Below are 17,335 nucleotides of genomic sequence, written 5' to 3'. Positions count from 1 at the left end.
ACCTTATAACCTGAGGGCCGCTTGTCCGGTGACGAATGTCATTCGGAGGGCGGCTTTCTTGATGTTTTATTAAGGGCATGTTGACAGTAGTATATGTTTGTTTTTAAAATACCTAGTGAAGTAGTAGGAAAATAACCAAATAGAGGATTATGATGATATATCTTGATCACGCGGCTACGACCCGCCCGGAATCAGCTGTAGTAGAAGCTATGATTCCTTTTTTGACTGATAATTATATGAACCCTTCATCGTTCTACCAGCCTGCAGTCAGAACCAGAATGCAGGTAGAGAGAGCCAGAAGGAATATCGCACAGTTTATAAATGCTCCATATGACAGCATCATATTCACAAGCGGCGGTACTGAGTCTGATAACTGGGCTATCCGCATGGGAGTAAAGATAAGTGAAGATAAGGGAAAACATATTATAACAACCAGGATAGAGCACCCGGCTGTCCTTAATACAGCCCGCTTCATGCAGGAACAGGGATATGAAGTTACATATCTTGATGTGGACAGCACCGGACGTATAGATCTTGAAAGCTTTGAAAACGCTATACGTAAGGACACAGTTCTTATATCTATAATGCATGCCAACAATGAGCTTGGAACTATCCAGCCTATCAGGGAGATAGGAAGAATAGCCCATGATCATGGTATATTGTTTCATACAGATGCAGTTCAGACCTTTGGACATTTGAAAATAGATGTAAATGAGTGTAATATTGATCTTCTGAGCGCCAGTGCACATAAGCTGTATGGGCCTAAAGGAATCGGCCTTTTATATATCAAAGACAGGAAGAAGTTTGCAAAACTCTTATTTGGAGGAAGCCAGGAGCTTGGACTTCGCCCCGGAACTGAGAATGTAGCTGATATCATAGGTTTTGACAAGGCTGTAGAGATAGCTGCTTGCAAGATGGATGCAGATACAGCTATTATAAGTGCTTTAAGAGATAGTCTTAAAAGTGGGATTCTTAATAATATAAGAGGCGCCATTATTAATGAAAATGAAAATGAGCATCTTCCGGGAACTTTAAATGTAACATTTCCGGATGTAAGCGCCGAAACAATCCTTATAAGGCTTGATCTAAACGGTATATGTGCATCAGCCGGAAGTGCCTGCAGCGCAGGAGCCTTAGAGCCTTCGCATGTATTAACTGCGATAGGTAAGAGCGAGGATGAAGCCGGAAGGACTATCCGCTTTAGTATAGGAAGAGAGAATACGCAGGATGATATAGATAAGACTGTGAAGGTGTTATCAGAGCTTTTTTCCTGATGAATTTTTTTTGTACTTGGATTTGTTTTTATCGTTATTGTACTTTGATCATTTTTGTATTCAGATTAGGTAAGGTAATATATGAGTAAAAAAGTTGTAGTAGGTATGTCAGGCGGTGTGGATTCATCAGTTTGTGCCTATCTGTTAAAAGAACAGGGATATGAAGTCATCGGAGCTACCATGCAGATATGGCAGTCTGATGAATGCAAGATAGAAAAAGAAGGAAGCTGCTGCGGAATCTCTGCTGTAGAGGATGCAAGGAGAGTAGCAGAGTGTCTGGATATCCCCTATTATGTCATGAACTTCAGGCAGGAGTTCAGGAAGGATGTTATCGACCGCTTCACAAGCTCATATCTTAAGGGACTTACACCTAACCCGTGTATTGCCTGCAACAGATATGTGAAGTGGGGAGCTTTTCTAAAGCGCGCCAGCGAGATAGGTGCAGACTTCCTTGCAACAGGCCACTATGCAAGAGTAGAACAGCTCCCAAATGGAAGATTCTCTGTAAAGAAGTCTGTGACTGCTGAGAAGGACCAGACCTATGTCCTTTACAACCTGACTCAGGAAGAGCTCGCCCATACCCTTATGCCTGTAGGCGAATATACCAAGCCCCAGATAAGAGAGATAGCAGAGAAGTTAAACCTTCCGGTTGCACACAAGAAGGACAGTCAGGATATATGCTTTGTAGAAGATGGCGATTATGCCCGCTTTATCAAGGAAGAGACAGGTACTCTTGGCAAAAAAGGTGTGTTTAAACTGGTAGACGGAGAGGTTGTCGGCAAGCATACAGGAACAGTCCAGTACACAATAGGCCAGCGCAAAGGCCTTGGAATAGCTCTCGGTCACCCTGTATATGTAACCGGAATAGATGCAGAGACAGGAGATGTTATCCTTGGTTCTAATGATGACCTTTTTAGCGATGTTGTATATGCAACAGACATCAATCACATGGGTGAGGAGCGCTTCGATGAGAATAAGACTTATACTGCGAAGGTAAGATATTCTCAGACCAGCGTACCTTGCCACGTAAAATATGTTGATGACAACACTATTAAAATTGAATTTGAAAGCAAAGTCCGCGCCGCAACACCAGGCCAGGCAGCAGTAATCTACGATGGTGAATTCATCGCAGGTGGCGGAATGATAATTAGGAAATAATATATGCCTACAGCTTACAAGTGATCATAACTTTAGCTGTAGGTATTTGTTTTTCTATGATCTTTATGATAGTGCTCTCCTGCTGATTTGATGAAAATTAATATAAAATGCATATTTATACTTTTCATAATGTTAAAATTGTGATATAGTTTGTTTTGCATAAAAATAAATTATATAGGAATAAATATACATGAAGAAGAAATTATTAATTTTACAAGCTATTATTATGATGCTGGCAGCAACAGGCTGCAGTGCAGAAGATAAGGGTAAGAGCGTCGAGTCTGTTGATGATCTTCCGGGTGCTACTATAGGTGTTCAGCTTGGTACGACTGGCGATATCTATGCAAGTGATTATGAAGCTCCGGAGTATGGATCTACTGTAGAGAGATTTAATAAAATTACAGACGCTGTTCAGGCTCTGAAGCAGAGCAAGATCGACTGCGTTATAGCAGATGAGCAGCCTGCTATTGCTTCTATAGAGACAGAGCCCGGTCTTGTGATCTTAGATGAGCCTTTTGCTCTTGAAGAGTATGCAATGGTTGTTGCCAAGGACAATAATGAGCTTCTTGCCAATATCAATGATGCTCTGGTTCAGCTCAAGGATGATGGTACACTTGACAGCATCATAGCCAATTATATAGGCGATGATACTAAAGGTAAGACTCCATACGTAAGTCCTGAAGGAACTACTTATGAGAACGGAACTTTGGTAGTAGCTACCAATGCTGCATTTAAGCCTTATGAATACTATGATGGCAATGAGGTCGTTGGTATTGATATAGATATCATCCGTGCTATAGGTGACATCCTTCATATGGATATCGAGATTGAGGATATTGAGTTTGATGCTATCATAAGTGCAGTCAGCTCACACAAGGCTGATGTTGGTATCGCTGGTATGACTATGACCCAGGAGAGAGCCAAGTCCATCAACTTCTCCGATTCATATGTTACAAGTAAACAGGTCATGATAGTTCGCGGTGACAATGCATCTTTTTCCAACATGGGTTTTGTAGACAAAATCTATCAGAACTTCGTACAAAATGACAGATGGGCATATGTACTCTCTGGACTTAAGAACACTCTTATCATAGCGCTGTGTGCTGTAATCCTTGGTGTGTTCATAGGTTTCCTTGTAGGTATCGTAAGAGTTGCTCATGATAAGACCGGTGTACTTCCTATACTTAATGCTATCTGCAAGCTGTATCTTACGATCATCCGCGGAACACCGGCTATGATCCAGCTCCTTATCATCTACTATGTAGTATTCCAGTCAGTTAATATATCCAAGATTCTGGTTGCAGTTATAGCTTTTGCCATTAACTCTGGTGCATACGTAGCTGAGATCATAAGAGGCGGTATCATGTCTATTGATGAAGGTCAGACAGAAGCAGGACGCAGCCTTGGCCTTAATTACAGGCAGACTATGATCTACATAATCCTTCCGCAGGCAGTCAAGAACGTACTTCCTTCACTTGCCAACGAGTTCATCACTCTTATTAAGGAGACTTCTATCTGCGGTTATATCGGCCTTATGGATCTTACAAGAGGCGGAGATATTATCAGAAGCCAGACTTATGAACCGTTCCTTCCTCTTATAGCTGTAGCTCTTATCTATCTTGTGATCGTAGAGATCCTTACAGTGCTTGTAGGCAGATGGGAGAAGAGTCTTCGCAAATCCGACAGATAATTGGAAAATGGAATATTTTCATAATTTAGATTAAGAAAAAGACATATAGTCTCTAAGGCTGTTTTGAGACTTATAGCATAAGATATAGAGGTAAATATTTTGAGCGGAAATATAAATGATCAGATTTTAATAGATGTAAAGAATCTTTCTAAAGCTTTTGATGATGTAAGTGTTCTTGAAAATGTAGACCTGCAGATCAGGAAGGGCGAAGTTGTAGCTATCATCGGACCTTCCGGATGCGGCAAGTCAACTTTTATCAGAACTCTTAATCAGCTTGAAAAGGTCACAGGCGGCAATATACTTCTTGACGGCGAGGATATCACTTCAAAGTCAGCTGATATCAACCAGATCAGAAGGAGAGTAGGAATGGTATTCCAGCATTTTAACCTTTTCCCTCACCTTACGATCCTTCAGAATCTCACACTTGCTCCTGTGAAGCTTAAGATTATGTCTCAGAAAGAGGCGCAAGACAAGGCTTCCCAACTCTTAAAAAGAGTAGGACTTTATGACAAAAAAGATTCATATCCTGATAGCCTTTCAGGCGGACAGAAGCAGAGAATCGCAATCGCAAGGGCGCTTGTCATGAACCCTGAAGTGATGCTCTTCGATGAGCCTACATCAGCTCTTGATCCTGAGATGGTTGGAGAGGTTCTGTCTCTTATGAAGGAACTTGCAGATGAAGGCATGACAATGGTTGTCGTAACTCACGAGATGAGATTTGCCAGAGAAGTTGCAGACAGAGTCCTGTTCTTCGATGAAAAGGGTATCAAAGAACAGGGAACTCCCGAAGAGATCTTCGAAACTCCTAAGAGCGACAGACTTAAGGAATTTCTGTCCAGGGTATTATGATCAGTCGCTTCCCACATGATACCTGGATGGGCAAACATGTATCATGTGGGAAGTTTGCAAATATATTGTATTTCTATGAAAATATTATAATTCTGTGAATTTAAGTATGAATGCTTTTGTGTATTCTCTGTAGGGCTGTATTAGATGTATTTCATAACCATGCATATCCATGACCTGCTTGGCAACGGATAGGCCGAGGCCGCTACCTTTAGTTTGGGAGCGGGAGTCTTCGCCTTTGACGAAGGGTTCAAAAAGTTCTTCTTCGGATTTTGTTATTGCATCGCCGCTGTCAGCTACGGCGAGGAATTCGACGCCGGCAAGTTTTGTGATTTCAAATCCGACTTTAATTCCGGAGGGGTTATGACGGATGATGTTGATTATCAGGTTTTCTATTACTCTTTTTAGGTGTAGTTCGTCGGCGCTTATATAAAAGGTATCTTCAGGGATGTTTATATCTACTTCCATTCCGGCGTCTTCAAGGTCGGTATAGCTGTTTGCGATTATTTCGGTAAGGAAAGCATGGAGATCTATTTTTTTTCTGTCTAAGGTGAATCCGGCACTTCCGACTCTGACGTATTCAAATAGTAAAGTTATGAGTTCGGTCATTCTCTTTGACTTTGAAGCTATTGCGGTAAGATACTCTTTTTTCTGAGCATCGTCTTTGACCATGCCATCATTTATGGCTGTAGCATAGCCGCCTATTGTCATTATTGGAGTACGCAGGTCGTGGGCGAAATCTGAGAGCATAAGGTTACGCTGGGCTTCAAAATCTTTTCGTTCCTGATCACGTTCTTTTTCCAAGATTTCTACCTGTTTGGTGACTATCGTTGCATATGTAAGTATGCCTATTATGACAGGCAGAGCCAGAAGGAAAATTGATAAAAGAATGAGGAATACGGCTGCGGATGTTCTAAATGAACCGAATATAAATGCGTTGTTGCCGGTTAAAATTCCCCAGATTAAATATGGAATGTTAGTGATTGATAAGGCGGATGATCCGGAGACTCCCATAAGCATCTGTATTAAAGGAAAAAATGCAAAGTTAACTATTGCGTTTAGAATTAATTCTATCGTGACAACTATTATAAGAATCAGGATCAGTCGTTTTATTAAAAAGCTTTTGAGTTTGTCCATGATAACCTCATATTTGAACTAATGTCTCTTTATTCTCAAAGTCATGGATTTGTATATGAAATCCGTAGTAGGTGAGGGCTTTTGAATTAAAGCTGCAATGGTTAAAAATATCGTTTTATTCTTTTTCAATACGATAACCAAGTCCTCGTACAGTTTTGATATAGGCTGATGGGTTATCGTCAAGCTTTGATCTTAGCTTACTTATAGCTACCATTATGTTATTATCTGCGACTACGTAATTATCTCCCCAGGCATATTCATAGATTTTTTCCTTGGTAAAAACTTTACCCGGGTTTTCCATGAAGAGTTCCATCATCTTAAGTTCTGTTGAGGTAAGCTCTATCTTATTTTCACCGCGATAGAGAATGCAGGCATCTCTGTCGAGTTTAAGATCTCTGAGAGAAAGAAGTCCTTCTTTCTTTACTTCCATATCTCCTTTTAAAGAGTGGTAACGGCGCAGGTTAGAACGGACTCTTGCAACAGCTTCAAGAGGGTTGAAGGGCTTTACCATATAGTCATCTGCTCCAAGGTCGAGACCTATGATCTTGTCAGGATCGGTATCCTTGGCGGATATGATGATAACAGGAATGTTATTGTTTTTCCTGAGCTCTTTTAGCACATGAAAACCGTCCATTTCCGGCATCATGACATCAAGCAGGCAGAGACTTACGTCTCCGCCTGCAAGAACTTTAAGAGCTTCTTTGCCATCGCCTGCTTCTGCTACAGCATAACCTTCATTTTCGAGATATAGTTTTAGTAAACTTCTGATTTCAGCTTCATCATCTGCTATGAGGATCTTGTCCATCAGGTGACTCCTTCTTAAAGTGAATCTTTTTATGTTTCTATGCCAAAAGCATAATGTCTTTTTTTGTAGCGTGAATGTTATTTTTTAGTTTTCTTCGATAGCAAGTCTTCCATACTCGAGCTTCTCATAAAGAGCTGCGTTTGTCATGTTTCTATAAGGTGTTACATAGAATGTTCCAAGGAGTCCAAGTGTAAACAGTGAGAGGATTCCCCATCCGATGAAAGAGAGGTCAAGTACGAATGCGTGCCACTTCTGGCCTTTCATCATTTCTTTACTCTTAGCGAATACTTCTTTGCTTGTAAGCTCTGGGTGATCAGCAAGGATGTAAGGGATCATACGATATTCATACATCTTTACAATACCAGGAATGATGAGGAGCAAACTCCAAAGAGCTGTGTACAGATCTCTGAAGAAAACAGTTTTTACAACAGTCTTGTAATTGTTATCAAATGCATATGCAACTTCACTTACGTTAGCTTTCTGGTTGAGGTTTCTTGTGAAGAATCTCTTGCAACCAACTTCCATAGGGTTGAGTATAAGGATATCAATGGCGATAGCTGTACCAATTAAAATAAGTACTACTGTTATAAGTACGAGGATTAGTACAATTATCATTCCTGCGCCGAATTTACCACTATCGATCATGTTAGAAACATGTTCGATTCTACCAGGAATGCTTTCAGGTGAATTGCTAAGTTCATAGCTGGAATTTCCATCAGAAAATTCTAATTTACCATCTTCTGTAGTTCTAAAGGGGAAATTCATTGAATTATTATCTGTAACGTTTTCTGTCTGATATTCTGTACTAACAGTATTATCAGTGTCTTTCTTTTCTGTAAGACTCTTTCCTGCAATAGAGCTTCCTGTTGAACCGAGTATGAATGCAAGTATCAGACTTACAAGCACGGTCTTCCAGTAGTTTACAGATAACGATTTCTTTGCCTTTTCTTTAAGTTCTTTTCTTGTCCACATGATTTTTATCCTCCGTTTATGTGAGTGCCGAATGAATTTGCGTTTTGTTCAATCGGTGTTGTTATCTTATGAACAAAGGATATCATCCGAACCTTTCCGGTAAACCTAAAGAACCTTAACATAACCTTAACACTTGCATAATTAATTCTATACTTAGGTGGTGTAGCATCCTCAAAGGATTTGCAGGGGTGGGGCTCCTCCGCGCAGGCAGAATATAAATCATTGCCTCGCTATAATTGTTTTATAAAATTCATGGCATGATATCTGGCGCTTTTCATTCTAGGGTTCAAACTCGCTACGCTCAAACAGGTGAACCCCATGCAGAATGAAAATCTCCATCTATCACGCTCATGAATTTTTAAAACAATTAAAAGCGAGACAATGATTTATATTCTGCCTGCACGGAGGAGCCCCACCCCTGCAAATCCTTTGAGGATACTTGAAAAGAATCAGATAAATTTATTATAAGCAGTTACTGGTATATATTGAAAGAATATTTTGCATTCGTGATAAAATAAGAAAAATAGAAATAATAGTAATGAATCATAGTAAATGTATAATAAGGGAGCGAATAACGATTGAGACGATATATTGCAGATCTGCATTTTGATGATGATGCGGTAAATAAGCTTATGGATAAGCGAGGCTTTGAAAATATAGAAGATATGAATGAGTATATGATAGCTCAGTGGAACAGCGTGGTTCAAAAGCGCGATGAAGTTGTCATTCTTGGGGACTTTATTATGTCCAAGGATGTAAAAAGGGCCAAGGAGATAATCTTAAGACTCAACGGCAAGAAGTTCATGGTTCTTGGCAATCATGATCATGTGCTTAGAAAGACAACTTTTGATACAACACTTTTTAAGAAGATGTCTGATTATATGGAACTTCATGACAATAATAGAAGAGTGATATGTTCTCACTATCCAGTCATGTGTTACAACAGGCAGTATGATATTACTAATGGCAAGGCGCATTCCTATATGCTGCATGGGCATATTCATGCTACAGCAGATCAGGAATTCGTAGACAGATTTGTACTTGATAACAGGAAGAGAACTCGCACGGTGACAACCAAAGATGGTGAAAATATCACCCTCCCCATACCATGCGAGATCATCAACTGTTTCTGCATGTATTCAGATTACAAGCCCCTTCCCCTTGATGAATGGAAAGTCATCAATGACAAAAGGTTGGCGATCTATTCGTAATTTAAATGTCGATCTCAAGCAGGATCGGAGTATGGTCCTGGCGCTCGCCTGAATCAAGCATTTCAGATTTTGTGACCTTGTCCTTGATCCTATCACTTACGAGGAAGTAGTCGATCCTCCAGCCTGAGTTGTTGATCTTGCTGGTCTTGATGCGCTGGGCCCACCAGGAGTATACATTTGGTATATTGCCATTGACGTGTCTGAAGGTATCTACAAATCCGGCATTAAGAAGGTTAGTAAAGCCTTCACGTTCTTCATCTGTGAAGCCTGCTGACATGTGATTGCTGTCAGGGTTGGCAAGGTCGATCTCTTCGTGAGCTACGTTATAGTCACCGCAGGAGATAACAGGCTTTTTAGAATCAAGAGTTTTTATATAATCAGTATACTTCTTGTCCCATTCCTGACGCTCTTTAAGGCGTTTTAATCCATCACCTGCATTAGGTGTGTATACAAGATTGAAGAAGAACTTCTCATGCTCAAGAGTGATCATCCTTCCTTCGCTATCCATAGTGTCAGGAGCACCGATTTCCGGGAAAGATGCATCTACTTTGATCCCCTTCTTATAAAGAGCCATAGTTCCTGCATAGCCCTTTCTTGCAGGCTCATGTGAGCTTACATATACATAGTCATATTCAGGAAAATAAGACTTAAGAGCCTCTTCCTGCTTTGCATTCATGCCTGCCGCTGGAAGCTTGGTCTCCTGAATGGCGATGATATCAGCGTCTTCTGCTGCGATTGTATCAAGCACCTTGCGGCTAAGCTCTGAACGTGGGCTTGTACCTGTAAGTGCTGCGTTAATTGAATCTATATTCCATGAGATGAATTTCATAGGGGACTCCTTTTTGAATGTGTTTTCACACTTAATAATAGCATACAGTGTATAGTAAAAGCAGTAGAATGATGTGATTCTTCAGTAACGTCAGATTTATATATTTTAAAACTTGTTACCAGGCACCATAAAACTCGGTATATATCGGAAAAAATCCTTTTCCTGTATAATGAAAGGAGTTTCTGTTGTACAAAAGTAAAGCTTATCTGTTGTATCAGAAAAAGGGTGAGTAGATATGCATTTTGTTGAGGCAAAAGGTATTTTGACCACAAACGGCGGACGATGCGGTATGAATATATATCGTGGTTGTTCCCATGGCTGTATTTACTGTGACAGCAGGAGTAAGTGCTATCAGTTTACGCATCCTTTTGAAGACATTGAGGTTAAGCAGAACGCACCAATGCTGCTTGAGGCGGCCCTTAAGTCAAAGCGTAAGAAGTGCATGATCGGAACAGGTTCCATGTCAGATCCGTACATGCACTGCGAAACCGAACTTGAGCTGACGAGGAAGTGCATTGAGATCATACACAGATATGGATTCGGGCTTGCAATTCAGACCAAATCTGACCGGATTCTCCGGGATATAGACCTCCTTCACGATATCAATAAAGATACCAAATGCGTTGTACAAATGACCCTTACAACATACGATGACGAGCTATGCAGCATTTTAGAACCAAATGTCTGCAATACTAAAAGACGCCTTGAAGTTCTCAAGATGATGCAGGAAAGGGGCATTCCAACAATCGTCTGGATCACACCGATCCTTCCTTTTATCAATGATACAGAAGAGAACGTAAGGCAGATTCTTGAAGCATGCGCCAAAGTGGGTGTAAAAGGAATCATTGACTTTGGTATGGGACTTACTCTCCGTGAAGGTGACAGAGAGTACTTCTATGCAGCTCTTGATAAGCATTTCCCGGGTATGAAAAAAAGATATATCGAAACCTACGGTAATGCATACGACCTTCCAAGCCCTGATTCAGGTAAACTCACAGGTATACTAAAAGAAATATGCATGGAAAATAATATGATGTACAAACCGGATGACTGTTTTAGGTACATGAATGAGTTTCCGGAGAAGTATAAGCAGATGAGTTTGTTTGATGTATAAAGATTTTATGGGCTCAATAAAATTCCTCTATAAGTACAAAAATAAACACTTATAGAGGAAAAAGAAATCGAAATCCCTTTATAAGTATGAAAAATAGACACTTATAGAGAAGTTTCAATTATAATTATGAATTCTCATATCCGCGAATCATCTACTTATAATATCACATTAAGCAACAACCAGCATTCATGCGCTGCTGTACATTTTGCTACTACATATTTTCACATCTAAGTCCTTTTTTGGAAAAAATGCGGAGTGGAATATATGGCCAAAAAGTGTATAATTGGATTCTTGAGTTCTATAGTAAACGATTTGGAAAATGCCTTGTATCAGTTGTCTATCGCTGATATTTATGGCGTTTGGTGACTTATTAAGCACATTTATACTAAGTCGTATACTACAAATAATTACGAGGTATCCCATGAATAACCAGTTATACATCTACGAAGAAGTTTGTGATCTTATTAATGAAAAAGGTCTTGATCATTACAAAAAGGAAAATGATGAAGATAAGTTTATCAGGAGATTTTCAGAAAGTGGATCTTCACTTCACGTTAATACAATATCAAGAAGTCATTATGTACTCTATGCTACAGAGAAAGACTATAACCTGATCCATAAAAAGGCTGAGGAGGCCAAGCTGGCACTGCCTATAAAGGAATCTAAGAAAGACATAATCGAACTTATGGTTTCCCAGTATGAGGGCGTTGCAAGTAAAGCAATCCTTTTTGTTAGAAATGGTAACAAGGGCCTTCTTCAGAACCCTGATGAGAAGAAGCTCTATCACGTAATCTACTTCTTTACTAATGATAATCTTAACTTCGTCCTTGACTGTCTTTTAGAGAATGCACTCTATAACGAGAAATTAAGACAGAAAAAGGCATATGAAGAAAAGCTTAGAGCATCTGAGGAGCTTAAGGCTCTTGCAGCTGCTCAGACAAGAATGATGAATAGCCAGAAGTACAGACGTAAGGTCCCTATGTATGGAGATGCAAAGTCGGGGGCAACTTCTTACGGCGTTGCAAGTGCTCTGTCATACATGAAACCGGGCGCCAGCGCAGGCTCAGCTCCAGTTAAGAAACTGTCCGACGAAGAGATCAGAAATGTCATCCCTGAAGGCGCATCCGTATCACACAAGAAATACGGCAATGGCAAAGTTAAGTCTATCATCGAAGGTAAGATTGACGTCCTCTTTGAAGATTCGGTAGAAAAGACCTTCGCCGCACAGGTATGCATAGACAAAAAAATACTTACTATCAACTAATAATTCAAACTTTCGACTGGGCGGTGCAGCATCTCCAAAAGTTTTTGGAACTGCCAAAACCAAGTAACAAGTTATCAGGCTGCAAGTGCTAAAATGCATTTGTAGTCTCTTTTTATAAAAACTATGTATAAAAATACATTTATGTTGTATTATGTATTTACGAATTACAAGCATATTGCGATAATAAGAATTAATACATCTCGCATACTTATGTTTACATTCCCGTTCGGATTTGGTGGTTCGGTAGTCTTGTAGGATTTGCAGGAGTCCGGGAACCCTTGGCAGGCAGAATATAAATTGTTGCCACGCTTTTAATTGTTTTATAAAATTCATGAGCGTGATAGCTGGAGGTTTTTATTCTGTCTGGGGTCCACATGTGTGAGCGAAGCGAGTTTGGACCCCAAGAATAAAAAAGCGCCAGATATCATGCCATGAATTTATAAAACAATTACAGCGTGGCAACAATTTATATTCTGCCTGCCAAGGGTTCCCGGACTCCTGCAAAGACTTCAAGGCTAGCGAACCATCAAATCCGAACAGGCGATACCATAAACCAAACTGGAGGTACATATGGCAAGGAGAGTTTTTGATTTTAGTAGTGATGAAGATGATGACAAGAAGGTAGCGGACAAGAATCCGGTTACTTATAAAGTCTTTTTTCAGGATGTATCTCTTCCAACTCCAAGAGAGCCTATCATGGTCCTTTCGAACCCCGAAGGCGCCTTTGAACATCATATAAGCGGACATTTCATGGATCCTGCCAAGCGTACATCTTTTAATTCTGATGATCCCAATGCCAAGGCAGATATACTTAAGATCGATGCAAGATTCGTAGAGTTCGTGAAGTGGCTTGGAGCTAACCGCATAAGCGTCAGACTATCCGGCAAAAGTGTAAGAGGCGGCTTTGCCATATACAAGATCCGTGAAGTTGAGTCCGGGATATCCTCACAGCTCTCTGCTCAGGATGGATTCCTTCAGTATATGATCACAAGGCTTCTATCAAGCCATATATCAGAAGAGGATTTTGAGGCAGGAAGTAGTGAAGATGATGAAGTAGATGATGATAATATGAAGCTTACATCCCTTCAGTCTATTACGGACTTTCTTAAGTGCGCAGGAGGAACTTTCCCATCCAATATCAGAAGCTGGGCAAGGCGTAACCTTGCTGTTGCTGCATCTGATGAAGTCAGTTCCGAAGAAAGGCGCCATGCCCAGAGGGCTCTTTCTACTATGATGAATATTCAGTGGAAAGATTCGTATTTTGAATCCATAGACCCTGTAGAAGCAAGGCGTATACTCGATGAAGAGCTCTATGGTATGGAGAAGGTCAAGCAGCGGATCATAGAGACCATAATCCAGATCAACAGAACTCACAAGCTTCCTGCATATGGAATCCTTCTGATAGGACCTGCCGGAACCGGCAAATCCCAGATTGCATATGCGATAGCCAGAATACTAAAGCTTCCCTGGGCAGCTCTTGATATGAGCGCAGTTCATGACCCTGAACAGCTTACAGGAAGTTCCAGAATATATGCCAATGCTAAGCCAGGGTCTATCATGGAGGCTTTCTCAAGAGCAGGTCAGTCCAACCTTGTATTTATAATAAACGAGCTGGACAAGGCTGACAGCGAGTCTACATCAGGCAATCCTGCAGATGCACTGCTTACGCTTCTTGATAACCTTGGCTATACAGACAACTATATGGAATGCATGATCCCGACTACAGGTGTATATCCCGTAGCTACCGCCAATGACAGGAGCAGGATCTCTGACCCTCTTCTTACCAGATTTGCTGTTATCGAGCTTCCTGATTATACACATGATGAGAAGAAGACTATTTTCCTAAAGTATTCTCTTCCAAGGGTCTTAAGAAGACTTGGTTTAAGTGACAAAGAGTGTGTTGTGACAGATGAGGCTGCTGATGTAGTTGTAGATCACTACAAGAACGTATCCGGCGTAAGAGACTTAGAGCAGGCAGCAGAACATATGGCAGCTCATGCACTGTATCTAATAGAGACAAGTAAAGTGGCGAGTGTACAATATGACAGAGAAGCGGCAGTAAAGCTTATGGAAGCATGATATCCTGTCTATATATGATATGGCTTATCATATTTCGTATACACTATATACTATTATTATTACAAATGGAGAATCCGTTATGAATATACAGATAGAAGCACGTAACATGAAGCTTGCAGCTCCAAAGCTTGCAAATACATCAATAGAGCAGCGCAATAAGGCTCTCCTTATGATCGCTGATGCCCTTGAGAACAGTAAAGACAAGATATTTGCAGCCAATGATGAAGATATGGAGGCTGCAGCAGGTGAAGGCCTTGCCATGTCTATTCAAAAAAGGCTTAAATTTAATGAGGCCAAGCTCGCTGATGCTATATCCGGTATCAAGCAGCTTGTAGATCTTCCTGATCCTACAGGAAGAGTTTTATTAAAAAGAGAGCTTGACGAAGGACTTGTACTTACAAGAGTCAGTGTGCCCATAGGCGTTATAGGTGTTATCTTTGAAGCTCGTCCCGATGCCCTTGTTCAGATCGCATCTTTGTGCATCAAGAGCGGTAACTGCGCTATTTTAAAGGGAGGCAAGGAGACAGCAAAGACCAATAGAGTTCTTTTTGATATAATAAAATCCAGTGTCATAGAGGCTGGACTTCCTAAAGAGTGCCTTCTTCAGGCACAGCTTCATAACGAGATTGATGAGCTTCTTGCTTGTGACAAGGATGTAGATCTTCTGATACCACGCGGGTCTAACAAGTTTGTAAGATATATCATGGAGCATACCAAGATACCTGTAATGGGGCATTCCAGCGGTATCTGTCATATATATGTTGATGACAAGGCAGACACAGATGCGGCAATCCCTGTTATAATAGATGCTAAGACTCAGTATCCTGCTGCTTGCAATGCTGTAGAGACTATCCTTGTTAATAGAAAGATAGCTGATAGCTTCCTTCCAAAGCTTGCCAATGCTTTTAAAGACAATAATGTCAAAATGAGAGGAAGCAGTGAGGTCTGCAACATGCTTAAAGGCTCCTTTGAAGTCGAAGTTATGGAAGATGACGACTTTGCTACTGAGTATAATGATTATATAGTTTCTATCAAATTAGTAGATGATGTGGTAGAAGCTGCTGATCATATCAACCGATTTGGATCGCACCATACAGATAGTATTCTTACAACAGATGATAGTGCTTCTGAATACTTTACCAAGATGGTGGATAGCGCCGGAGTATATGTTAACTGCTCGACACGTTTTGCTGACGGATACAGATACGGATTTGGAGCAGAAGTCGGTATCAGCACCGGCAAACTCCATGCAAGAGGTCCTGTCGGACTTGAAGGACTTGTTACTTATAAATATAAACTTATCGGAAGCGGTCATATAGTCGGAGACTATGCCGGAGGCCTTAGATCTTTTCATCACAAGGATCTTGACTTCTAATACGATAAGAGATCGAGTACATTGTATAAAAGCATGAACAATAAAAAGCTATTAATCTCTTTTTTTATAATGATATTGGTCCTTACCGGATGCACTGACAAAAAAACGCCCGTAGAAGTAGATGATGCAATAAGTGCTGCATCCGGCCAAGCATCCAGTGATTCCTTCAATAGTGCAGACTATGAAGAAGATGATAATATGGCAGGGCCTAAAGAGGGTACCAGTGCTTATGAGCTTGATTGGATAGAGATAGCTTATAATGGTATATCTTTATATATACCTTCAGAATGGGAACTTGTAGATTACGAAGATGCGGATATGGTGAGGTATCAGGATACGCAGAGTCCCGACTGTATAGTCCTTGCATATTATAATGATCCGGATATTAGTAAGGAGCAAAGAGAGGATGCAGTCCTTTTTGGAAATGCGCTTATAGACAGAGGTTATATGAGACAAGGAACCCAAAAAGGTGTACCTGCCGTGAATGGCTCAAATATTGTATTTAAGGCAATAGGTACTCTGTATATTGAAGAGGATCCTTATCAGGCTCTTATGTACTACTATCCTGTAGGTGACTATGGTATTGTGGAAGCCTTGTTCATGCATGCAAACGATGTTGACAATAAAAGCGACAGATCATGTCTTGAGATGGCAATCTCAACTATGGAAGTAGATGATGAATCTGTTCCGGAAGATAGTAAAGATCTGGGGATACAAGATCTTGGAACTCTTCCTGTAACACTTTTAGACAATGATGAGATGACACTGACAGTTACAGGCGTAGTGGAGGACAGACTTACTGTAAGTATTGCCAATAAGACGGACGGAGAGCTTAACCTGAGTCTGGATGCGATGTCTGTTAACGGCTATGACGTAGATGGAACCTGGATTTATGATTTTGATGGATACGAGTTTGATAGTTCATTATATACAGTGGATGCAGGTAGTGAAGATGAGATCTATCTGACGGCAAGTGACCTTGACACTTACAATATCAAAGAGCTTGGCAGAGTCGGGGTCATGTTCAATTATTACGGACCGGATTATAAGACCCGCTTTAGAAGCGATTATCTCTTGCTTGACACAGTAGATGATTATAAACAAGAAGACTATGTATCATATGAACCTTCTGATGATGTAGTATATGAAGATGACAAGATGATCATCACATACGAAGGTGTCAAGGATGGTACCGCATGCTTTATGGTACAAAGCCTTACCAATGAACGCTTTGATGTAAGCGGCAGCAAAGTATCTATTGACGGCGAATATAAGGACAATATGTCTTCAGCTACAGTATATCCCGGAAATATGTGTATGATGGCTATAGACGATGTCGAGGTAGAATCCGGAATGACTATGATGATATCTTTTTCGATAAAAGATTCAAACGGATCCCGTTATAGTACAGACACCTATTCTGTGGATCTGTAACAGTTTTCCTAAGCGTCGTGTAGATGATTTTAACATGAATATCAGCTTTTTATAATGGAAGACTTTTGGAACAGTATGAGCTTGATACTGTGGGACTGACCAAGATGAAACAATTTTTTATGTTATAAAACTAAGCCCTGCTTTGGT

At 40.5% G+C, this 17,335-nt stretch carries 14 protein-coding genes; 10 read left to right on the top strand and 4 right to left on the bottom strand.

Annotated features, from left to right (window positions below):
- Positions 1-152: 152 nt before the first annotated feature.
- The 4 genes from I7804_RS01715 (at position 153) to I7804_RS01700 (ending at position 4,971) form a co-directional block, all read left to right on the top strand.
- Entirely contained in the window at positions 153-1,274 is a 1,122-nt protein-coding gene (locus I7804_RS01715) for a cysteine desulfurase family protein (RefSeq protein ID WP_248404622.1), read from the top strand.
- An 81-nt stretch (positions 1,275-1,355) separates the two neighbouring features.
- On the top strand, positions 1,356-2,432 hold the full coding sequence (gene mnmA, locus I7804_RS01710; protein ID WP_074754898.1) for a tRNA 2-thiouridine(34) synthase MnmA: 1,077 nt from the start codon (positions 1,356-1,358) through the stop codon (positions 2,430-2,432).
- Between the two features lie 190 nt (positions 2,433-2,622).
- Positions 2,623-4,122 (top strand): ABC transporter substrate-binding protein/permease, encoded by a 1,500-nt coding sequence (locus I7804_RS01705; RefSeq protein WP_248404621.1) that lies wholly within the window; start codon positions 2,623-2,625, stop codon positions 4,120-4,122.
- 99 nt (positions 4,123-4,221) lie between these two features.
- Entirely contained in the window at positions 4,222-4,971 is a 750-nt protein-coding gene (locus I7804_RS01700) for an amino acid ABC transporter ATP-binding protein (RefSeq protein WP_278303924.1), read from the top strand.
- A gap of 84 nt (positions 4,972-5,055) precedes the next feature.
- Here I7804_RS01700 and I7804_RS01695 read toward each other — a convergent pair whose 3' ends face one another.
- The 3 genes from I7804_RS01695 to I7804_RS01685 all read right to left on the bottom strand — a co-directional run bounded on the left by I7804_RS01695 (position 5,056) and on the right by I7804_RS01685 (position 7,882).
- Entirely contained in the window at positions 5,056-6,105 is a 1,050-nt protein-coding gene (locus I7804_RS01695; protein WP_248404619.1) for a sensor histidine kinase, read from the bottom strand.
- 115 nt (positions 6,106-6,220) lie between these two features.
- Positions 6,221-6,910, bottom strand: a complete 690-nt coding sequence (locus tag I7804_RS01690; RefSeq protein ID WP_027206867.1) for a response regulator transcription factor — start codon at positions 6,908-6,910, stop codon at positions 6,221-6,223.
- A gap of 84 nt (positions 6,911-6,994) precedes the next feature.
- Complete coding sequence (locus I7804_RS01685; RefSeq protein WP_248404617.1) at positions 6,995-7,882, bottom strand: DUF975 family protein; 888 nt, start codon at positions 7,880-7,882, stop codon at positions 6,995-6,997.
- Between the two features lie 578 nt (positions 7,883-8,460).
- Here I7804_RS01685 and I7804_RS01680 point away from each other — a divergent pair.
- The gene (locus tag I7804_RS01680) at positions 8,461-9,093 is read left to right on the top strand and encodes a metallophosphoesterase (protein WP_248404615.1); all 633 of its coding nucleotides are present in this window, start codon (positions 8,461-8,463) and stop codon (positions 9,091-9,093) included.
- 1 nt (position 9,094) lies between these two features.
- Here the strand turns inward: I7804_RS01680 and I7804_RS01675 are convergent, their stop codons facing one another.
- Positions 9,095-9,922, bottom strand: coding sequence for an exodeoxyribonuclease III (locus I7804_RS01675; protein ID WP_248404613.1), 828 nt, complete (start codon positions 9,920-9,922; stop codon positions 9,095-9,097).
- Between the two features lie 235 nt (positions 9,923-10,157).
- Here I7804_RS01675 and I7804_RS01670 point away from each other — a divergent pair, with 235 nt between their 5' ends.
- The 5 genes from I7804_RS01670 (at position 10,158) to I7804_RS01650 (ending at position 17,188) form a co-directional block, all read left to right on the top strand.
- Entirely contained in the window at positions 10,158-11,036 is an 879-nt protein-coding gene (locus I7804_RS01670) for an SPL family radical SAM protein (RefSeq protein ID WP_248404611.1), read from the top strand.
- A 421-nt stretch (positions 11,037-11,457) separates the two neighbouring features.
- Positions 11,458-12,300, top strand: coding sequence for a hypothetical protein (locus I7804_RS01665; RefSeq protein WP_248404609.1), 843 nt, complete (start codon positions 11,458-11,460; stop codon positions 12,298-12,300).
- Between the two features lie 570 nt (positions 12,301-12,870).
- Positions 12,871-14,379, top strand: a complete 1,509-nt coding sequence (locus tag I7804_RS01660; protein ID WP_248404608.1) for an AAA family ATPase — start codon at positions 12,871-12,873, stop codon at positions 14,377-14,379.
- Between the two features lie 79 nt (positions 14,380-14,458).
- On the top strand, positions 14,459-15,754 hold the full coding sequence (locus I7804_RS01655; RefSeq protein ID WP_022754037.1) for a glutamate-5-semialdehyde dehydrogenase: 1,296 nt from the start codon (positions 14,459-14,461) through the stop codon (positions 15,752-15,754).
- 69 nt (positions 15,755-15,823) lie between these two features.
- Positions 15,824-17,188, top strand: a complete 1,365-nt coding sequence (locus I7804_RS01650) for a hypothetical protein (RefSeq protein WP_248404607.1) — start codon at positions 15,824-15,826, stop codon at positions 17,186-17,188.
- Positions 17,189-17,335: the final 147 nt, after the last annotated feature.

This window comes from Butyrivibrio fibrisolvens (assembly GCF_023206215.1).
GTDB lineage: Bacteria > Bacillota > Clostridia > Lachnospirales > Lachnospiraceae > Butyrivibrio > Butyrivibrio fibrisolvens_C.
The sequence above is the reverse complement of the archived record's forward strand: the minus strand, read 5'-3'. Positions and strand labels throughout refer to the sequence as shown.

What these genes read in the sequence shown, in the direction of transcription:
- I7804_RS01665 (WP_248404609.1), top strand. Translation starts at nt 11,458, where the DNA reads ATGAATAACCAGTTATACATCTACGAAGAAGTTTGTGATCTTATTAAT.
- I7804_RS01690 (WP_027206867.1), bottom strand. Translation starts at nt 6,910, where the DNA reads ATGGACAAGATCCTCATAGCAGATGATGAAGCTGAAATCAGAAGTTTA.
- I7804_RS01685 (WP_248404617.1), bottom strand. Translation starts at nt 7,882, where the DNA reads ATGTGGACAAGAAAAGAACTTAAAGAAAAGGCAAAGAAATCGTTATCT.
- I7804_RS01715 (WP_248404622.1), top strand. Translation starts at nt 153, where the DNA reads ATGATATATCTTGATCACGCGGCTACGACCCGCCCGGAATCAGCTGTA.
- I7804_RS01660 (WP_248404608.1), top strand. Translation starts at nt 12,871, where the DNA reads ATGGCAAGGAGAGTTTTTGATTTTAGTAGTGATGAAGATGATGACAAG.
- mnmA (WP_074754898.1), top strand. Translation starts at nt 1,356, where the DNA reads ATGAGTAAAAAAGTTGTAGTAGGTATGTCAGGCGGTGTGGATTCATCA.
- I7804_RS01705 (WP_248404621.1), top strand. Translation starts at nt 2,623, where the DNA reads ATGAAGAAGAAATTATTAATTTTACAAGCTATTATTATGATGCTGGCA.
- I7804_RS01655 (WP_022754037.1), top strand. Translation starts at nt 14,459, where the DNA reads ATGAATATACAGATAGAAGCACGTAACATGAAGCTTGCAGCTCCAAAG.
- I7804_RS01675 (WP_248404613.1), bottom strand. Translation starts at nt 9,922, where the DNA reads ATGAAATTCATCTCATGGAATATAGATTCAATTAACGCAGCACTTACA.
- I7804_RS01650 (WP_248404607.1), top strand. Translation starts at nt 15,824, where the DNA reads ATGATATTGGTCCTTACCGGATGCACTGACAAAAAAACGCCCGTAGAA.
- I7804_RS01670 (WP_248404611.1), top strand. Translation starts at nt 10,158, where the DNA reads ATGCATTTTGTTGAGGCAAAAGGTATTTTGACCACAAACGGCGGACGA.
- I7804_RS01695 (WP_248404619.1), bottom strand. Translation starts at nt 6,105, where the DNA reads ATGGACAAACTCAAAAGCTTTTTAATAAAACGACTGATCCTGATTCTT.